This window comes from Flagellimonas eckloniae, assembly GCF_001413955.1.
GTDB classification, from domain to species: Bacteria; Bacteroidota; Bacteroidia; order Flavobacteriales; family Flavobacteriaceae; genus Flagellimonas; species Flagellimonas eckloniae.
Genome location: NZ_LCTZ01000002.1, coordinates 1,872,440 through 1,891,581, shown reverse-complemented (window position 1 = coordinate 1,891,581; position 19,142 = coordinate 1,872,440). Strand labels below are relative to the sequence as shown.

Sequence of the window (19,142 nt, the reverse complement as noted above, 5' to 3'; positions counted from 1 at the left end):
AAAATGAAAAGCTTGGTGAAATACTTTGATTTATCCTTATTTGGCTATTCAATTTTGCTAACAGTATTGTTGTTGTCTGGGTGCAAAAAGAAGGATAAAACAGCGGAACAGATATCCAAAGTTCCGATAGATCTTTCCATTCACAGATTTGACAGGGAGTTCGCCTCCGCAACCCAAGAAAGCATACCAAATCTAAAATCAAAATACCCATACCTTTTTCCGGAGCAGTTTGCGGACAGTATATGGATCGCTAAATTGACGGATACCATTCAAATTGAACTATCCGAAGAGGTAGAAAAAGTATTTGGCTCTTTTGATAAACAAACTGAAGATTTAGAATCGTTGTTTCAACATGTATCCTTCTACTTCCCGGGCTTTAAAACCCCAAAAGTGGTAACCCTTACCTCAGATGTACGATATAACGACCGTGTAATTTATGCGGATACACTTTTATTGTTGGGTTTGGATAATTATTTAGGGGAAGACCACCATTTTTATAGGGATATTCAACGGTATATTGCAAAGGGGCTGGACAAACAGTTTTTAACTTCGGATGTGGCCAGTGCCGTTGCCAAAGAAGTGCTCAAATATCCAAGGGACCGTTCTTTCTTATCGCGAATGATATATTATGGTAAAGAATTGTACCTAAAAGACAAACTGCTTCCAACACTACCCGATGCGCAGAAAATAGGATATACCCCTGAAGAGATTGAATGGGCCAATGCCAACGAAGAGCAGATTTGGCGCTATTTTATTGAGCGAGAACTTTTGTACAGCTCAGAACCCAACTTGGATAGACGTTTTTTGGATCCGGCGCCCTTTTCAAAATTTCAATTGGAGTTGGACAATGAATCGCCCGGTAAGCTGGGAAGGTATGTGGGATGGCAAATAGTCCGTGCCTTTATGGATAAGAATGATATTACTTTACATCAGTTGTTGAGCTTACCTGCTGATGAAATTTTTAAGAAATCAAATTACAAACCAAAGAAATAATGGCGGTAGAGCATACTTCTGAAATAAAACTGATTGTGGGACTGGATGAAAATAGGGTTCCTGAAGAATTAAAGTGGTCAGCCCAAGATGGTGGCATAGCCAATGAGGAAGCCAAGGCCATGATGCTTTCGGTTTGGGATAGCAAGAACCGGGAATCTTTAAAAATTGATCTATGGACCAAGGATATGCCCGTGGATGAGATGAAAATCTTTTTTCATCAAACACTGGTTACTATGGCAGATACTTTTATGAAGGCCACGCAAGATGAAAAGATGACCGCTACCATGAAAGATTTTTGCGATTATTTTGCGGAAAAACTCGAATTGAAAAAGTAATCCGCTACGGAATTGGTTGGTCCAAGTTGTTGAATTGGTCTCTTTCCTTACCATTAAGTTGTAATCCCCGCTCTATTTTGTCTTTTGTTGGTCGCAATATTATTAGGTAAAGAATCCCAATCCCGGAAAATAATAGAAAAATTGAGTTTTTTTTCATAAGAAATACAACAATCCCGAAATAAATAACCGCTTCCACTAAAACAAACCTTATTATCGATATAGTTTGATACTGAACTAATCTTTGTTTTAGACTATACTTTCTGGAAATATTTTTTACAATCTTGATAAAAATAATGTTCCCCAAAATAATACCAACTAATGTAAAAGTGCAGACTAAAATAAGGTATAGGTTGTCGATTTCCCGAAAATTAAAATATATGGGCTCAGTTTCACGATAGGCGGTTATTCCAAAAGAAAATGCTCCTGCGATCAAGACCAAATGTAAAGTGGATAAGTTCCTGATAAATTCACATACTATTTTTTGGTTGGAATGACTTTTCATCGAATGATTTGGTTTTTCTTAAATCTATAAAGGACATCATAAATAAGTGGTATTTCCTTATTAATTGACAATGGAATTGTTTGAAGCAAAGGATATATAGTTTGACTTGATATTTATATAATCCATAATGGAGTTGTTGGTTTCTTATTGTCAATTTTGACTATGCTTGGTGAATTAATCCATATACAAATTCAGGAAAGCAAAACACTATTGTGGATAGTATGCATAAAGTATTTGGTCGCTCAACCTACTGAAAGTAAACTTTGCAATATCACCTTTAAGGTATTGACGGAAAAACTCGAATTGAAAAAGTAATCTGCTATGGAATTGGTTGGTCCAAGTTGTTGAATTGGTCTTTTTCCTTACCTCTAAGTTCCAATCCCCGCTCTATTTTGTCCTTTGTGGGTCTAAGTAGGTATAAAAATAGGATTAAGACGCCGGCAATATATAAATAGGTCAGGTTTTCCGTAAGTTGAAATGCGACCACTCCAAGAAATGCAGGACCTTCAATAAACGCGTATCGAATTAAGGAAGCGGTTTGGAAACCAGCTAGTTTAGCTTTTAGTCCATCTGCTTTGATGGCCGATTTTAAAAGCTTGTTAAAAAGCAAATTCCCCATAAAAATTCCAGATAAGGTCACAATTGGGACTATAATAAAGAATACATCTTCCGTGTTGGAAAAATCTTGAATGGCATTTACGGATTGGGAATAGGCCACAAAACCAAATAGAACCGGACCCATCATTAACCCCAAATGGATGATGGATAAGGTTTTGATAAAGTTGTTGGGGGTTTGGGCGGTATTGTTTTTCATGGTATTTTCTGATTGCGCTGAGTGTGGTTGAAAGTTAATTGAATCTTCCTTAATTGCGGTTATACATTGCTGGCAACTGGCTTTTAATCATTTGTATAATTCGGGAGTTACAGAAATTTTCGTGACTAGCGCACCTTTTTTGTCATAATATTTATAGTCCATAATTATATTATTATCTCTGTAAAATTTTAGTTCAGGACTATTTTTTATGTTTTCAATTAAGCTCGGTTTTATGTATTTACTTACAGTGTCCAAATTCACTTCTGATTTTTCTAAGTCAAAAAGTGTATAATGATAAATGAAGTTCGTTTTTCCTTTGGTTGAAGCACTATCTAATCGAGAAAATTGGTCAACTTGTATTGGTGTTTGCTTATTTAATTCCAACGCAGCGTTTTCCAATTCAGATTCCAAGTCTTTCTTAAAAAGTTGTTGAACCCCATAGTATGATAATGCAAAAGCAATCATTCCGACAATTATTCCGATTGTTTTTCCTTTTTTTGATTTTTTATCTTTGTTCATTTTTGATTAAGTTATTTTTCAGCTTATTACACAACTTGTCTATTGCTATGTAAATAAATCATTATCCCTCCATTCTGGCAGAAAACTGATGTATTTGAATTGTATAAACTATGCTTTAATGCAGTTTAGGAGTGTTCACTTTTTTTCTTCACGCAAAATTTTCTCCATTTTACGACCTCTTGCCAATTCATCAATCAACTTTTCCATGCGTCTACATTGTTTATACAATTCAAATTCATCGGCTATTTCTTCAATTCGATAACCACAAACCACTCCTTTGATCAGGTGTGCGTTTGGATGTATTTTAGCTTTTTGAAAAAATGTTCTAAAGGTTGCTTTCTCATCAATAAGTGCTTGTAAAGCATCTTGATCAAAACCAGTGAACCATTCAATTACTTGATTGAGCTCTTCTTTTGTTCTTCCATTTTTCTCCAACCTATTCAGGTAATGTGGATAAATGGATGCAAATATCATAGTGGCAAGCTTTTCATTTTTTTCAGCTGTAACTTTCATATCGATTAATTTAATTGGTGCCTGCGGTATCGGCTATGAGTAGTTGCGTGTTATAGTGGTTAACTTAGCAAGTATAACCCAAAATGAAAAATTCGCGAGGATTTTCGTAAGTAGGCGAGAACAAGCAATTACTTATATCCATTGTTGTAAGCCGTTATTTTTTTGTCATATAATAAAATTCACGTTCTAATTCGTGCTTCATTCGTTTTGTGCTTTTCCTCATTATAAAGTAGGGGATTCCAAACATAAAAGCCGCGTGTATGAGTATAAATGGTAATGCAAATCCAGCACCATTTCCTTCAATATTATCAGTCATAAAAAATGTTCCGATAAATATGGAATAAAAAACAATTGCAAATAGATAAAAGGGAATCATCATTCCACTAAATCCGTTTATTTCAGTTTCAATTATTAGTTTTTCATTACTCTGTCTATAAGTTCCTCTTGCGACTGCTAAATTCATATTCATATCGAAAAATCTTCTCCTCCTCTTTATTTTGAATCCTTCATATCCAACTTGTCCTTTATATTCATTTTTGCTTGAAGAAAAAACATCAAAAGTGTCAGAAAACATTCCTGTACTTCCTTCATCAACGTGTTGTCTAAACTTTGCTACAAATTCAGTTTTTTGAATTTCAACATCTGTTATCAAATGCTCTATGAGTTTTATTTTTTTTAAAAATTCTTTCACGTTTGTTTTTTAATGGCTTACAACGGTTGAGCTAAAGTTTATTGTTTTGCTTTTTTTTGTTTTGTCCAAAGCTAAATCCATAAGATTTAACGACTTCATAAATATACGCAGACCTTTAGATTTAGTCCTAAAGTCCGCATTACGTTTAGGTTTTGTTAGGCAAAGTTTTTTTCAGTTCTAGATATATAGTCCCGTTGGATTTTCCACCAGAAGAGAAGTATATTTTGTCCCCAGATTCTTTAGTTATCAAAATCCAAGGTTTAGTGTTAGAATTTATAATCGCTTTTATTTTTTCTCCACCATTAGTTCTGAAATAACCTTTTTTCCGATTTCCTGTAGAGAATCCATTGATTCTTTTCCGAAAACTGGGCCTTTTATCTATCAGTTCTATTGATTTAATTTCCGATGGTGAAATTTCCTCTCCATATAATCCAGTTATTTCCAACTGTCCGTTCTTCAGTATTAAATCATTTTCGGTGTAACCTATTCCAACAGGCCCGATAGTTAATGTTAATACTCCAATAAGCGCATAGAAAATAATTTTCTTATGCTTTGTATTAAGATTCTGATAATTCTTTACTGAAGAGTTCATTTTAAATTTTGCCTAACTTATTTATATCCTTGTAAAATAAATCATTATCCTTCCATTCTGCCAGAAAACCACTGTATTTTTATAAAATGAACGAGAAAATTACCCAAAAACTTATTTTCATATACAATGCAAATTCGGGAAAGCGAAATGCCCTAATGGACAGTATGCATAAAGTATTTAATCCTTCAACATACGATTGTAAACTTTGCGATATCACCTTTGGTGTAATGACCGAAAATAAAACGTGGAAAAAATTCAGACAAGAGATCGAGCTTCAAATGGAATTTTTGCATAAGGATGAGTTTGCAAAAAAATATGCCAGTAAGTTTGGGCATAAATTCAATTTTCCCATTGTATTGATTGAAGGGGAGCAGGGTTTAGAGATATTGATATCCAAAGAAGAACTTAATCAGTTGGAAACAGCCAATGGATTGGTTGATTTGGTAAAGGAACGGGTAAAGTGAAACCCGTTTATATAGTTAAGAGGCAAAGTGCTCTTTATTTATAGCGTCAATATAACCCAACAGTTCAATACGCCCAGCACGGTTGGAAGATGATGTAATAAAATGTGGAGGAGCTTCTTCCCAAACGCCATCCAATAATTTCTGTAGATAGGTCTGTGCCTGTTTTTCAACCACTGCTGGTTTAAGCTTGTCCGCTTTGGTAAAGATTATCGCAAATGGAATGCCATTGGTTCCCAACCACTCCATAAATTCCAGATCTACCGGTTGCGGATCATGTCTAATATCAACCAAAACAAAAGCAGAAACCAGTTGTTCGCGTTTTTCAAAATACTCCGTAATGTACTTTTGAAAAACCTTTTTATCTTTTTTGGAAACCCGAGCATACCCGTAACCGGGCAAATCTACCAAGAACCAATTTTCATTAACCTTAAAATGGTTAATAAGCTGGGTCTTTCCAGGTCTACCAGAGGTTTTGGCCAAACTTTTGCGCTCCATGAGCATATTGATCAAAGAAGATTTCCCAACATTGGACCGTCCAATAAAGGCGTATTCCGGTAAGGGTTCATTGGGGCATTTGGCCACATTGGAATTGCTCATTACAAATTCGGCCGAAGTAATTTTCATAGCTTTAGAAATTTCGCTTGTTAAGCCAAGCTTCCAGAATTTTATTAAAATCCTCGGGATGCTCCATCATGGGTGCGTGACCACATTTTTCAATCCAGAACAAATCTGAATCTGGGAGCAGTTCATGAAACTCTTTGGCAACCTCAGGAGGGGTTACCGTATCATTTTCGCCCCAGATAATGCAAGTTGGGGTATTCATATGGGGGAGGTCTTTAGACATATTGTGCCGAATCGCACTTTTTGCAATAGATAAGGTCTTCACCAATTTCATACGGTCGTTGATGGTGGCAAATACCTCGTCCACAATTTCTTTTGTGGCAACTTTTGGATCGTAAAAAACGTCTTCGGCCTTCTTTTTTATAAACTCATAATCGCCACGTCGGGGATAACCATCGCCCATTGCTTTTTCATATAGACCGGAGCTTCCAGTAATGACCAAGGCCTTTACCATTTTGGGAAACATCTTGGTATGTAAAAGACCAATGTGTCCACCAAGAGAATTGCCCAAAAGGATTACATCTTTTAAGCCCTTGAACTCTATGAAATCTTCCAAAAACTTTGCAAAATTCTTAACGGTGGTCTTAAGCATTGGCATATCATAGATTGGGAGTTCTGGTATTAAGATCTGATATCCCTTTGAGGGGAAATATTCAGATACCCCTTGGAAGTTGCTCAATCCACCCATGAGTCCATGCAGTATAATCATAGGAGTACCTTCTCCTATTTCAATATATCTGTATTTACCTTCCTCGATAATTTGCTCTTCCATCTAAGATTAGTTGGTCCTAAGTGGGCAAATATAGGCAATTCAACTCACACATATTCTAGGTTTTCAATCCCCTAAAATATCACTTATACTATCCGTGATAAAATTTTCAAAAATCCCAATTGCGGACAGAACAATCAATTTTTAAGTGGAAACAGCACTTTTTGTATGAAAAGTGGAATATTTATTAACAAATGTGTCTTTATGTGGAGAAATGTGGAAATAAAATCTATATATTTGAGTTATAGTTACTAACCAATTGATTTCTAGTGACCCATATCATAGGACAACATGACTGTAAAGCTGATACCAAAGGAAGGGTAATATTGCCTATTTCCTTAAAGAATCAGTTGCTGCCCGTTTTGAACGATGGCTTTATAATAAAGCGGTCCGTTTTTCAGCAGTGTCTTGAGTTGTATCCTAAGACTGAATTTGATGAGTTGATGCAGAAGGTACTGAAGAAAAGCAAGATCAATAGAAAGTATGATGCCTTTGTGAGAAACTTTGTGGCGGGAATGAAAGAGGTCTCGATTGATGGGGATACCGGAAGGTTGCAGATACCAAAAAATTTGGTTGCCTATGCCGAAATTGGAAAGGAAGTGGTGCTAAATGCTGTTTTTGATAAGATAGAGATTTGGAACAAGGACAAGTATGAGGAGATTTTGGCTGAGAGTGAAAAAGACTACGCGGACTTAGCGGAGGAGATTTTTGCTGACGATGATTAGTCCATACCATAATCCAGTGCTACTGAAAGAATCAGTGGACGGATTGGATATAAAAGAAAATGGAGTTTATGTAGATGTCACTTTTGGTGGCGGAGGGCACTCCAAGGAGATATTGAAAAGATTGGGTGGTGAAGGAAGGTTGTTTGCATTTGACCAAGATGAGGATGCCTTGGCAAATACTATAGATGATGACCGATTTCAACTGATCAATCAGAATTTTCAATTTCTAAAACAGTTTTTAAAGTTCTATGGCATTCGGAAAGTTGATGGAATCTTAGGAGATTTTGGAGTTTCTTCCCACCAGTTTGATGAAGCGGAACGTGGTTTTTCAATTCGTTTTGACGCTGATTTAGATATGCGGATGAACAGAAACAATGAATTATCGGCACATCAAGTGGTCAATTCATATTCCCAGGAAAGTTTAGCATCGGTTTTATTTCAATATGGTGAATTGCGCAATGCAAATGCCATTGCAAAAACCATTGTTGAATCAAGATTGGAAACTCCTATTAAAACAACAGAGCAGTTGAAATTGGTTTTGAAGCGATTTCTGCCCAAAATGAAAGAGAACAAGATTTTGGCCCAGATTTATCAGGCAATACGGATTGAAGTGAACCAAGAGATAGCCGTGCTCAAGGAGTTTTTGCAACAAACTCCAGAGGTTTTAAAAGAAGGTGGGCGATTAAGTTTGATCAGTTACCATTCCCTGGAAGATAGATTGGTGAAACGATTTATCAGGGATGGGAAATTTGAAGGAGAAGCAGAAAAGGATTTCTATGGAAATATAAATGTTCCACTAAAAAAAGTAGGAGGATTGATTACGCCATCAGCCAATGAAATAACATTGAATAACCGAGCACGAAGTGCAAAACTTCGCATAGCGGAACGGATTTAGAATATAGAGAACAAAATGAAAAAAGGACTACTGGACATATTAAAGGGAAAATTCTTGGTAAGTGGAGATGCGCCAAAAAATTGGATGTTCCTGTTTTTTGCTTCCTTTTTGGCTGCTATGATGATTTCCAGTAGCCACAAAGCGGATAAAAAAGTCCATGAAATTGCCGCCTTAAGTGAAGAGGTCCGAAAACTTAAAAGTGAGTTTTTTGAACATAGATCTACTGTCCAACAATTAAAATTGGAATCAACATTACGGGAATCAGTAGTGGCTGAAGGGTTGATTCCATCAGTGAATCCTCCGCAGAAAATAAAAGTTAAATCAGATAAGTAGTGGCAATAACAGAAAAAAATATCATGAATAGGCTGTACCTGGTTGCAGGCTGTCTTGTTGTTTTTTCCATTTGCGTGGTGGTGAAGTTGGTAGATATCCAAATGATCAAGGGTGAGGATTATAAAGAGCTTGCCCTGAACAATACGGAGAAGATGTTCACTATTGAACCCAATAGAGGCAACCTGTATTCTGATGATGGTAGCCTATTGGCGGCTTCTGTACCAAAATATGAAATCCGTTTTGATGCCAAAACCGTTTCCAAAGAGAACTTCCAGGATAATGTAGCTGCGCTTTCAGATTCCTTGGGAAATCTTTTCGATAAACCTTCATCCTATTACAGACAACTTTTCAGAAAGGCTAGGGCAAATGGCAACCGGTACAAATTGGTAGCCAGAAATGTGGACTATCTGGATTATGTGCGCATAAAACAGTTTCCGTTGTTTGAGTTGGGTCCCTACAAAGGTGGTTTTATTGAAAAACATCGGGTTGTGCGCGAATACCCTTTAGGTAAAATGGCAGCTAGAAGTATCGGTTATGAAAAAGTTGATGAGAACGGCTATTATACCAGAGTTGGTTTAGATGGAGCTTTTGGGGAACAGTACTTAAGAGGGAAAGAAGGAAAACGATTAAAGCAAAAGATAGCCAAGGGGCAATGGAAGCCTGTGGGGCTGGACAATATTGTAGAGCCCCAAGATGGGCTGGATGTAGTTTCAACTATCGATATTAATATTCAAGACATTGCTCATCATGAACTTTTGGGCCAATTGGAAAAATATCAAGCGGACCATGGCTGTGTTGTAGTTATGGAGACCGCTACGGGGGAGATAAAGGCAATCTCAAACTTGGGAAGAACCTCCGAAGGAAAGTATTATGAAAAATTGAACTACGCGGTAGGAGAATCCCACGAACCTGGATCTACTTTTAAGTTGATGTCGATGATTGCGGCATTGGAGGATAAGGTAATTGACACAAGTACCGTCATTGATACCGAAAAAGGAAGATATCGAATCTATGACAGAGTGGTAAAAGATTCAAAATGGGGTGGTTATGGAAAGATTTCTGCAGCAAAGGCCTTTGCTGTTTCGTCCAATACGGCTTTTGCTAAAATCATTCATGAAAACTATAAGGAAAAACCTGGGAAGTTTGTGAATCGTCTAATGAACATGGGTCTTCACAAGAAACTGAATTTGCCTATAATAGGAGAAGGCAAACCGGTTATACGGTATCCTGGCGATAAGGGATGGTCAGGAATTTCTTTGGGGTGGATGTCACACGGCTATGAAGTGTCCATGACCCCAATACAAACTCTGGCATTTTATAATGCCATTGCAAACGATGGTGAATTTGTAAAACCTAGATTAATAAAAGCTGTAAGAGAGGGTAGTAAGGTGATTGAAAAATTTGACAAAGAAGTGACCAACCAATCAATTTGTTCCAAAGAAACGGTATTAAAAGCTCAGCAGTTGTTGAAGGATGTAGTAGAAAAAGAGTATGGAACCGGGCATGGACTTTATTCCAAAAACTTTTCAATGGCTGGAAAAACGGGAACCTGTCAAAAGAACTATGTGGCCAAAGACCCGGATAAACTTGCGTACATCTCATCTTTTGCGGGTTACTTTCCTGCGGATAATCCAAAATATTCCTGTATCGTGATAATACACGAACCAGATAAAAGTGTGGGGTATTATGGAGCGGATGTATCAGGACCCGTGTTTAAATCCATGGCGCAAAAAATTTATGCAACATCGCCTATAGTTGATGAAGTAATGGGGAAAGCTGCCAACGAAGAAATATTGGAGAACGATTATGAAAAGTACTATGCCCAAGCCCAAAAAAAGTACACCAAAGTGCCGAATGTTAAGGGGATGAGCGGCATGGATGCAGTTTCTCTTCTAGAAAACTTGGGATTACAGGTTGAAGTGCGAGGAAATGGAAAAGTGAAAAAACAATCTATTGAGCAAGGGGCGGATATTAATAAAGTTGGAAAAATAGTACTGGAACTTTCATGAAATTGTTGAAAGACATATTATATGGGGTTAGCCTTTCCGCTGTTAGTGGAAATACCAATGTAATGGTAAACCACCTTCATTTCGATTCACGAAAGGTTGAAATGGATGATGTTTTTGTGGCTATCCGTGGTTTGATCACAGATGGTCATGACTACATTCAGAAAGCAGTGGAATTGGGTGCCAAAGCCATCATTTGTGAGGAGTTGCCGGAATTGCTGGTTAATGGCGTTACCTATTTAAAAGTTGAGGATTGCAATAGCGCTCTTGCTGTTATGGCAGCCAATTATTTTGATAATCCTTCCAAAAATTTAAAACTGGTGGGAATTACCGGAACCAATGGTAAGACCACGGTAAGTACTTTGCTTTACAATCTATTTAAAAAAGCAGGTTTTAAAGTAGGGTTGATTTCTACCATCAAGGTTTTGGTGGATAACAAAGAATACCCAACTAGCCATACTACGCCAGATGTGTTGACCATAAATGGACATCTGAACCGAATGAATGAAGAAGGGGTAGAATATTGTTTTATGGAGGTGAGTTCGCATGGAATCCATCAAAAAAGAACAGAAGGATTGTATTTTGAAGGCGCGATTTTCACCAATCTTTCCCATGATCATCTGGATTATCACAAAACTTTTGCGGAGTATAGGGATACCAAGAAAAAACTGTTTGACAATTTGCCAAAAAATGCCTTTGCATTAAGCAATATTGATGATAAAAATGGTTTGGTGATGCTACAGAACACCAAGGCCAAAAAATATACCTATGCGCTTAAGTCTTATGCGGACTATCGGGCGCAAATATTGGAAAAACAATTCAACGGCCAATTATTGAAGATTGATGACAATGAATTGTGGTCCAAATTAATAGGAGATTTTAATGCCTACAATCTACTGGCCATATATGCCACTGCAGATATTTTAGGCCTTGAAAAATTAGAAACCTTGAAGCTTATCAGCGAACTGGAAAATGTGGATGGTAGGTTTCAATATTTTATATCAAAAGAAAAGATAACAGCAATAGTTGATTATGCCCATACGCCGGATGCGCTAAAAAATGTGTTGATTACAATCAATGCATTGAGGACTGGAAATGAAAACGTCATCACCGTAGTGGGGTGTGGTGGTGACCGTGATAAGTCTAAGCGTCCGGTTATGGGTCATATCGCTTCAGAAATGAGCAATCAGGCAATTTTCACATCAGATAATCCGAGAACTGAATCCCCTACTGAGATTATTGAGGAAATGGAAAAAGGCGTAGAGCCCCAAAATACCAGAAAAGTATTATCCATAGAAAATAGAAAGCAAGCAATAAAAGCGGCCTGTAAATTGGCTTTGTCCAATGATATCATTTTAGTGGCGGGAAAAGGACACGAAACCTATCAGGAAACGAATGGTAAGCGCGTGGATTTTGATGATTTTAAAGAAGTGAAAGCGGCTTTGGCCAGTTTAAATAAATAATGTAGTCCATGTTATACTACTTGTTCGAGTATTTAGAGAATCAGTACCAGTTGCCCGGAGCATCCCTATTCCAGTTTCAGACGTTTAGGGCGGCAATGGCGGTATTGCTTTCACTGTTGATTGCCATGGTCTACGGAAAGCGTATTATCCTGTTTTTGCAGAAAAAGCAAATAGGGGAAAGTATTCGTGATTTAGGGTTGGAAGGTCAAAAACAAAAGGCAGGAACACCAACTATGGGTGGGTTGATTATCATCATATCGACCTTATTGCCTGTAGTGTTGTTTGCCGATATCAACAATATTTATATCATCTTATTGATTATCACAACAATATGGATGGGAGTTATTGGATTTATAGATGACTACATTAAAATCTTCAGAAAAAATAAAAAGGGTCTAAAAGGAAGGTTCAAAATTTTAGGCCAAGTTGGTTTGGGGCTTATTGTTGGTTCGGTACTTTATTTTCATCCAGAAGTCACGATTAAAGAAAAAGATAGCACAAGAATTACTGAAAACTTTAAGGTTGAAAAAGTTTTTGGACAAGACACAAAAGGAGTACGGACCAATGTTCCCTTTTTTAAGGACAATGAGTTGGATTATGCTGATTTCATTACATGGGCTGGGGATGGTTTGGAAGATTATGCGTGGTTGATTTTTATCCCTGTGGTCATATTGATTGTAACTGCGGTTTCAAACGGAGCAAACCTCACGGATGGAATTGATGGTCTAGCGGCAGGTTCCTCTGCCATAATCGTATTGACTTTGGGCATTTTTGCCTTGGTGTCCGGTAATATAGAGTTCTCTGATTACCTCGATATTTTTTATATCCCAAGAGTTGGTGAATTGTTGGTTTTTATAGCGGCATTTGTTGGTGCTCTGGTTGGGTTTTTATGGTACAATGCATATCCTGCCCAAGTTTTCATGGGAGATACTGGTAGTTTGACTATTGGTGGAGTAATTGCGGTGATAGCCATCATTGTAAGAAAGGAATTGTTGATTCCATTATTATGCGGAATTTTCTTTGCGGAAACAGTTTCTGTGATGCTTCAAGTAAGCTACTTTAAACGGACTAAAAAGAAGTATGGTGAAGGGAAGCGGTTGTTTTTAATGGCACCATTACACCATCATTATCAAAAGAAATTATACCACGAGAGTAAAATAGTCACCCGATTTTGGATTATTGGAATTTTATTGGCAATTGTCAGTATTGTGACATTGAAAATTAGGTAGATGGCTCGTTTGGTAATTCTTGGAGGTGGAGAAAGTGGTGTTGGAACGGCAATACTAGGAAAGAAAAAAGGATTTGATGTCTTTGTATCCGATAAAGGAGAAATAAAAAAGGAGTACAAAAAAGTTCTTGAACATTTTGAGATTGAATTGGAATCAGGATTTCATACAGAGTCCAAGATTCTTAATGCCGATGTGGTTATGAAAAGTCCGGGTATTCCGGACAACGTCCCTTTGGTGAAAAAGTTGGTTGAGAATGGTGTTTCTGTTGTTTCAGAAATTGAATTTGCATCAAAATATACCAGTGCAACCCTGATCGGCATTACAGGAAGCAATGGTAAGACCACTACAACCATGTTGGCGCATCACATGCTAAAAACCGATGGACTGGATGTGGGTATGGCAGGGAATATTGGTGATAGCTATGCTAAAATGGTTGCAGAGCAAGATTTTGGGCATTATGTATTGGAAATAAGCAGTTTTCAATTGGATGGAATCATAGATTTTAAACCCTATGTGGCCATCCTTACCAATATTACCCCAGATCATTTAGATCGTTATGAGTATAAGTTTGAGAACTACATCGCTTCAAAGTTTCGAATTGCGATGAATCAAGATGAAAACGATTACCTGATTTACGATGCGGATGATGAAGTGATTAAGGATTGGTTAAAAAAACATCCGGTTCAATCCAAATTAGTTCCCTTTTCATTAAGGGAGAAACCAAAAGAAGGAGCTTGGCTCGAAAATGAAACTATTAAAATGAATATTGAACATAAAACCTTGGAAATGAGTACAGATATTTTAGCTCTAGATGGTCAGCATAATGTAAAGAATACTATGGCCGCGGGACTTGCTGCCTTATTGGTAAATGTTAGAAAGGAAACTATCCGGCAGAGTATCCAAACTTTTCAAGGAGTTCCTCATCGGTTGGAGAAAGTTTTAAAAATCAACCATGTGGAATACATAAATGACTCCAAGGCAACAAATGTTAATGCAACCTATTACGCTCTGGATGGAATTAAAAAACCGATAGTCTGGATAGTTGGTGGTGTGGACAAGGGCAATGATTATAGAGAGTTGATGCCAATGGTGCGAGAAAAAGTAAAAGCTATAATCTGCTTGGGAATGGATAATTCCAAGTTAAAAGATGTTTTTGGAAATGTTATCGATTTAATGGTAGAAACCTACTCAATGGAAGAGGCGGTAAAAGTGGCCTACAAAATTTCGGAGCGTGGAGATTCAGTTTTATTATCTCCGGCATGTGCAAGTTTTGACCTTTTTGAAAACTATGAGGATAGGGGAAATCAATTTAAATCAGCAATAAAAAATTTATAACCAAATGTTAGCGGTGTTTAAAAATTTGAAAGGTGATAAAGCTATTTGGGGCGTGGTGGCCCTATTGGCACTTTTCTCATTTTTACCTGTGTATAGCGCAAGTACCAATCTGGTCTACGTAAATGATGATGGTACAACTATTGGGCATTTGGTAAAGCATGCAGTGCTATTGTTTTTGGGATTTGGAATCATCTATGCCATTCATCGTATACCCACACATTATTTTAAGGGGCTTTCCATTATAGCATTGCCCATTGTTTTAATTCTGTTGGCGTACACCCTTACCGTGGAGACCAAAATTGGAGGGGTAACGGCAAACAGATGGATCAAGTTACCATTCGTAGGTGTGAATTTTCAAACATCGACCTTGGCATCAGTTGTTTTAATGATATGGATTGCAAGGTATTTGACCAAGATAAAGGATGTGGCAATTACATTTAAAGAAAGCATCTTGCCACTTTGGTTGCCAACCGTTTTGGTTGTACTGTTGATTTTACCAGAGAATTTTTCAACTGCTGCCATTATTTGTTTTTTGGTCTTGGTTCTCTGTTTTTTGGGAGGATACCCATTAAAGTATTTGTTTGCAATTGTTGGGACAGGGATTGTGCTGTCCGGAATGTTTTTGTTTGTGCTGTTCAAAACCCCGGAGGTATTACCACAACGGGCAGGAACATGGAAATCTAGAATAGAAACGTTTTGGAGTCCGGAAAAAGCTGGAAAGGATGATTTGCATCAACTTACACTTGCAAAAATAGCAATTGCTGAAGGTGGGGTAGTTGGCAAAGGAGCCGGAAAAAGTGTAATGAAGAATATGCTTTCGCAAAGTACTTCAGATTTCATTTTTGCGATAATCATTGAAGAATATGGACTGTTGGGAGGAGGAGCCTTGCTGTTTTTCTATTTGTTGTTGTTGTTTCGGATAGTGGTGGTCGCAAACTCGGCCAAAACCATTTTTTCAAAGTTATTGGTGATTGGGGTTGGTTTGCCCATCGTTTTTCAAGCATTTATAAATATGGCCGTAGTGGTTCAATTATTTCCCGTAACAGGTCAACCGTTGCCATTGATTAGCATGGGAGGCACATCTATTTGGATGACCTGTATGGCCATTGGAATAATATTGAGCGCAAGCAACAAAAAAGAAAATTTAGAGGAGGAATCCTATGATATAAATGAAAGCAATCCTTTAGAAGTATTAAGTGGGCAACTATAGGTTTATACTTTCTGGAGGAGGCACGGGAGGACATATTTATCCGGCAATAGCCATAGCCAATGAATTAAAAAGGAGGCATCCCAAAGCCGAGTTTTTGTTTGTTGGGGCCAAGGATAAAATGGAAATGGAAAAAGTACCGCAAGCAGGATACAGGATAGAAGGTTTGTGGATAAGTGGATTACAACGGAAACTGACACTTAAAAATTTAATGTTTCCATTAAAACTAGTGAGTAGTTTGTTTAGAGCACGCAAAATAGTCAAACAGTTTAAACCCAACGTCGCTATAGGTACGGGTGGATTTGCTAGTGGACCATTGCTTAAAATGGCTGCCAGTTCTAAAATTCCTTGTGTGCTTCAGGAACAAAATTCCTATGCGGGAATCACGAACAAATTATTGGCAAATAAAGCGAAACGTATTTGTGTTGCCTATGATGGAATGGAGCAATTCTTTCCAAAGGAAAAAATCATCAAGACGGGAAACCCTGTCCGTTCTGATTTAGTGGATTTGAAGGTTGATAAAAGAGAAGCAACCGACTTTTTTGGATTGGATGCAGATAAGAAAACAATATTGATTATTGGCGGTAGTTTGGGTGCAAGAAGAGTGAATCAGTTAATTGAGAAGGAGCTTAATTTTTTCAAAGACCTGAAGGTGCAATTGATATGGCAATGTGGTAAACTCTACTATGAAGACTATAAGCAATACGATTCCAGTTCGGTAAAGGTTTTAGCTTTTTTAAATAGAATGGATTATGCATATGCTGCTGCAGATGTTATTATTTCTAGAGCAGGAGCAGGGTCGGTATCGGAATTATGTTTGGTAGGAAAACCGGTTCTTTTTATTCCATCGCCCAATGTTGCAGAAGACCATCAAACTAAAAACGCAAAAGCGCTGGTATCAAAAGATGCTGCATTAATGCTAAAGGAAAGTGAATTGGATACAGAATTCGAAAACAAGTTTACCAATCTCATGAATTCTGTTGATATCCAAAACAAGTTGAGTATGAACATCAAGGAATTGGCCATGCCTCAGGCTACGGATCACATCGTTGATGAAATTGAAAAATTATTAAAATGAATGTAAAGGACATCCATAATGTTTTCTTTATCGGTATCGGAGGTATTGGCATGTCCGCTTTGGCTCGCTATTTCAAGTATATAAACAAGAATGTTGTGGGTTATGACAAGACCAGGACCTCAATAACCGATGAATTGGTAAATCATGGAATTGCAGTTCATTTTGAAGATGAGATAAGTCAAATCCCAGAGGCATTCAAACAGAAAGACAATACATTAGTAGTGTATACGCCAGCTGTACCTTCCTCACATTCACAACTACAATTTTTCAATGATGCTGGTTTTGAAATAAAAAAACGATCAGAAGTACTTGGTATTATAACGCGAGACACCTTCTGCTTTGCGGTGGCTGGTACTCATGGAAAAACCACTACCTCTTGTATTCTTGCCCATTTGTTAAAAGAAGTCAATACGCCGTTCACAGCTTTTTTAGGCGGAATTTCAGAAGATTTCAATAGCAATTTTGTGTTGGAGGGAACCGAATACTCTGTTGTTGAAGCTGATGAATTTGATTGGTCCTTTTTACAGCTTTCTCCCAATATTGCTTGTATTACTTCTATGGATGCAGATCATTTAGATATTTATGGAACCAGTGAAGAATTGCAACAATCATTTTATGATTTTACACAAAAAATAAAACCTAGCGGAATGCTTTTCATTAGAAATGGACTTCCATTAAAAGGCATTACCTACGGTATTGAGGATGAGTCAGATTACTGCATTGAAAATATTTTAATTGAACATGGTACCTACATATTTGATTTAAAAACGCCAACCGAGATATTGAAGCAAGTTCGTTTCAATAAACCTGGTAGGCACAATTTACTCAATGGATTAGCTGCTTTTGCGATGGCGGTACAAGCCGGTTCCCCGCCGTACCGCCTTGCCAAGGCATTAGGAACTTTTAAGGGGGTTCAAAGAAGATTTTCCTATCAAATTAAGGACTCTGATTTTGTTTTCATTGATGATTACGCACATCATCCCACAGAGATTTCTGCTGTTTATAACGCAATAAAGGAAATGCACCCTAATGAGGAAATAACAGCTGTTTTTCAACCCCATTTGTTTTCGAGAACAAAGGATTTTGCAGACGATTTTGCAAATAACCTTTCAAAATTTGATATGATCTTGTTATTGGAAATCTATCCAGCCAGAGAAGAGCCCATTGAAGGAATTACTTCTGCTTGGCTATTGAACAAGATAGACAACCCAAGGAAAAAGTTGGTTTCTAAGTCAAACCTTATAAACGAAGTAAGGGATTGTAAATCAGGAGTTTTAGTGACAATGGGTGCTGGAGATATTGGATTGGAAGTACCAAAGATAAAAAGAGAATTAGCATATGCGAGTTAATTGGAATTACATAAAATTGACGTTTCTGTCCATTACAATAATTGGACTTTACGGCTTTGCGGAACACCGTAGCAAGAAAAAAAGAGTGAGTGATATCTCTATTAATTTTTTGGGAGACAGTGACTTATATCTTACTGAGGCCTCAGTTAATAAATTGTTAATACAAAATTATGGCGTGGTAAAAAATAGGGCTAAAGAAGAATTAGTTTTGAATACCATAGAGGATGTTATTAGGTCCAATGAAATGGTGAAAAACGCCCAAGTCTATCTTACTGTAAATGGAGAACTTATATCTAAGATTGTTCAGCGTAAGCCAGTTGGAAGAGTTGAGGGAGTCTCTAAATTTTATTTGGATGATTTGGGAGAGCGTATGCCCTTGTCCAGTCATCATTCGGCTAGAGTGCCAATAATTACGGGCAAAATCACGGGAAATAGCCTTGAGGATGCCTACACGATTTTAAATTATATAAACGAGGATGATTTTCTTAGGAAGAATGTTATCGGGATACATATTGAGGAAGAAGGTAAGTATCAATTGAAGTTTCGTTTGGAAAACTTTGTTGTGAATTTGGGAGGAGTTGAAAACCTTAACGAGAAGTTCAAAAATTTTATGGCATTTTATGCAAAAGCTGCTAAAGACAATTCTTTGGAAAAATATGCAACAGTAAGTCTAGAATTCAATAATCAAGTGGTTTGCACCAAAATATAA

21 protein-coding genes are annotated in these 19,142 nt (G+C 37.3%); 14 read left to right on the top strand and 7 right to left on the bottom strand.

Annotation, left to right across the window (positions count from 1 at the left end; all coding sequences use genetic code 11):
- The first annotated feature begins 3 nt into the window (after window positions 1–3).
- Both gldB and gldC read left to right on the top strand, forming a co-directional pair.
- Window positions 4–993: a gliding motility lipoprotein GldB gene (gene gldB, locus AAY42_RS08075; protein WP_055394044.1), complete on the top strand. Its 990-nt coding sequence runs from the start codon at window positions 4–6 to the stop codon at window positions 991–993.
- Complete coding sequence (gldC, locus tag AAY42_RS08070) at window positions 993–1,328, top strand: gliding motility protein GldC (protein WP_055394043.1); 336 nt, start codon at window positions 993–995, stop codon at window positions 1,326–1,328. Before gldB ends, gldC begins: the two co-directional genes overlap by 1 nt.
- Window positions 1,329–2,149: 821 nt before the next feature.
- Here the strand turns inward: gldC and AAY42_RS08060 are convergent.
- From AAY42_RS08060 to AAY42_RS08040, 5 genes are all read right to left on the bottom strand, one after another.
- A complete protein-coding gene (locus tag AAY42_RS08060; protein WP_055394038.1) occupies window positions 2,150–2,644 on the bottom strand; it encodes a hypothetical protein in 495 nt (164 codons plus the stop codon).
- An 87-nt stretch (window positions 2,645–2,731) separates the two neighbouring features.
- The gene (locus tag AAY42_RS08055; protein WP_055394035.1) at window positions 2,732–3,163 is read right to left on the bottom strand and encodes a hypothetical protein; all 432 of its coding nucleotides are present in this window, start codon (window positions 3,161–3,163) and stop codon (window positions 2,732–2,734) included.
- 135 nt (window positions 3,164–3,298) lie between these two features.
- On the bottom strand, window positions 3,299–3,676 hold the full coding sequence (locus AAY42_RS08050; protein WP_055394033.1) for a DUF2200 domain-containing protein: 378 nt from the start codon (window positions 3,674–3,676) through the stop codon (window positions 3,299–3,301).
- Window positions 3,677–3,830: 154 nt separating this feature from the next.
- Entirely contained in the window at window positions 3,831–4,367 is a 537-nt protein-coding gene (locus tag AAY42_RS08045; protein ID WP_055394031.1) for a hypothetical protein, read from the bottom strand.
- Window positions 4,368–4,512: 145 nt separating this feature from the next.
- The gene (locus AAY42_RS08040) at window positions 4,513–4,959 is read right to left on the bottom strand and encodes a hypothetical protein (protein ID WP_055394029.1); all 447 of its coding nucleotides are present in this window, start codon (window positions 4,957–4,959) and stop codon (window positions 4,513–4,515) included.
- Window positions 4,960–5,045: 86 nt separating this feature from the next.
- Here AAY42_RS08040 and AAY42_RS08035 point away from each other — a divergent pair, with 86 nt between their 5' ends.
- Window positions 5,046–5,423, top strand: a complete 378-nt coding sequence (locus AAY42_RS08035; RefSeq protein ID WP_055394027.1) for a hypothetical protein — start codon at window positions 5,046–5,048, stop codon at window positions 5,421–5,423.
- 15 nt (window positions 5,424–5,438) lie between these two features.
- Here the strand turns inward: AAY42_RS08035 and yihA are convergent, their stop codons facing one another.
- Entirely contained in the window at window positions 5,439–6,047 is a 609-nt protein-coding gene (gene yihA / locus AAY42_RS08030) for a ribosome biogenesis GTP-binding protein YihA/YsxC (RefSeq protein ID WP_055394025.1), read from the bottom strand.
- A 4-nt stretch (window positions 6,048–6,051) separates the two neighbouring features.
- Window positions 6,052–6,816, bottom strand: coding sequence for an alpha/beta fold hydrolase (locus AAY42_RS08025; RefSeq protein WP_055394023.1), 765 nt, complete (start codon window positions 6,814–6,816; stop codon window positions 6,052–6,054).
- Between the two features lie 266 nt (window positions 6,817–7,082).
- On the opposite strand from AAY42_RS08025, the gene AAY42_RS08020 reads away from it, so the two are divergent.
- Genes AAY42_RS08020 through AAY42_RS07970 form a run of 11 tightly spaced genes read left to right on the top strand, consistent with a single transcriptional unit; the run spans window position 7,083 to window position 19,142 of the window.
- Window positions 7,083–7,538 carry a division/cell wall cluster transcriptional repressor MraZ gene (locus AAY42_RS08020; protein ID WP_055394021.1) on the top strand — a complete coding sequence of 152 codons (456 nt, stop codon included), beginning with the start codon at window positions 7,083–7,085 and terminating at the stop codon, window positions 7,536–7,538.
- Window positions 7,531–8,433, top strand: coding sequence for a 16S rRNA (cytosine(1402)-N(4))-methyltransferase RsmH (gene rsmH, locus AAY42_RS08015; RefSeq protein ID WP_055394019.1), 903 nt, complete (start codon window positions 7,531–7,533; stop codon window positions 8,431–8,433). The genes AAY42_RS08020 and rsmH overlap by 8 nt, the downstream gene beginning before the upstream one ends.
- 15 nt (window positions 8,434–8,448) lie before the next feature.
- Entirely contained in the window at window positions 8,449–8,766 is a 318-nt protein-coding gene (locus tag AAY42_RS08010) for an FtsL-like putative cell division protein (protein ID WP_055394017.1), read from the top strand.
- Entirely contained in the window at window positions 8,766–10,775 is a 2,010-nt protein-coding gene (locus AAY42_RS08005) for a penicillin-binding protein (protein ID WP_055394015.1), read from the top strand. The genes AAY42_RS08010 and AAY42_RS08005 overlap by 1 nt, the downstream gene beginning before the upstream one ends.
- Window positions 10,772–12,235 (top strand): UDP-N-acetylmuramoyl-L-alanyl-D-glutamate--2,6-diaminopimelate ligase, encoded by a 1,464-nt coding sequence (locus AAY42_RS08000; protein ID WP_055394012.1) that lies wholly within the window; start codon window positions 10,772–10,774, stop codon window positions 12,233–12,235. Before AAY42_RS08005 ends, AAY42_RS08000 begins: the two co-directional genes overlap by 4 nt.
- 8 nt (window positions 12,236–12,243) lie before the next feature.
- Window positions 12,244–13,464: a phospho-N-acetylmuramoyl-pentapeptide-transferase gene (gene mraY, locus AAY42_RS07995; RefSeq protein WP_055394010.1), complete on the top strand. Its 1,221-nt coding sequence runs from the start codon at window positions 12,244–12,246 to the stop codon at window positions 13,462–13,464.
- Window positions 13,465–14,799 carry a UDP-N-acetylmuramoyl-L-alanine--D-glutamate ligase gene (murD, locus tag AAY42_RS07990; RefSeq protein ID WP_055394008.1) on the top strand — a complete coding sequence of 445 codons (1,335 nt, stop codon included), beginning with the start codon at window positions 13,465–13,467 and terminating at the stop codon, window positions 14,797–14,799.
- A 4-nt stretch (window positions 14,800–14,803) separates the two neighbouring features.
- Window positions 14,804–16,009, top strand: a complete 1,206-nt coding sequence (locus AAY42_RS07985) for an FtsW/RodA/SpoVE family cell cycle protein (RefSeq protein ID WP_055394006.1) — start codon at window positions 14,804–14,806, stop codon at window positions 16,007–16,009.
- Window positions 15,996–17,084, top strand: coding sequence for an undecaprenyldiphospho-muramoylpentapeptide beta-N-acetylglucosaminyltransferase (gene murG / locus AAY42_RS07980; RefSeq protein WP_055394004.1), 1,089 nt, complete (start codon window positions 15,996–15,998; stop codon window positions 17,082–17,084). Before AAY42_RS07985 ends, murG begins: the two co-directional genes overlap by 14 nt.
- Window positions 17,081–18,433, top strand: a complete 1,353-nt coding sequence (gene murC / locus AAY42_RS07975) for a UDP-N-acetylmuramate--L-alanine ligase (protein ID WP_055394002.1) — start codon at window positions 17,081–17,083, stop codon at window positions 18,431–18,433. The genes murG and murC overlap by 4 nt, the downstream gene beginning before the upstream one ends.
- Window positions 18,423–19,142 (top strand): cell division protein FtsQ/DivIB, encoded by a 720-nt coding sequence (locus AAY42_RS07970; protein WP_055394000.1) that lies wholly within the window; start codon window positions 18,423–18,425, stop codon window positions 19,140–19,142. Before murC ends, AAY42_RS07970 begins: the two co-directional genes overlap by 11 nt.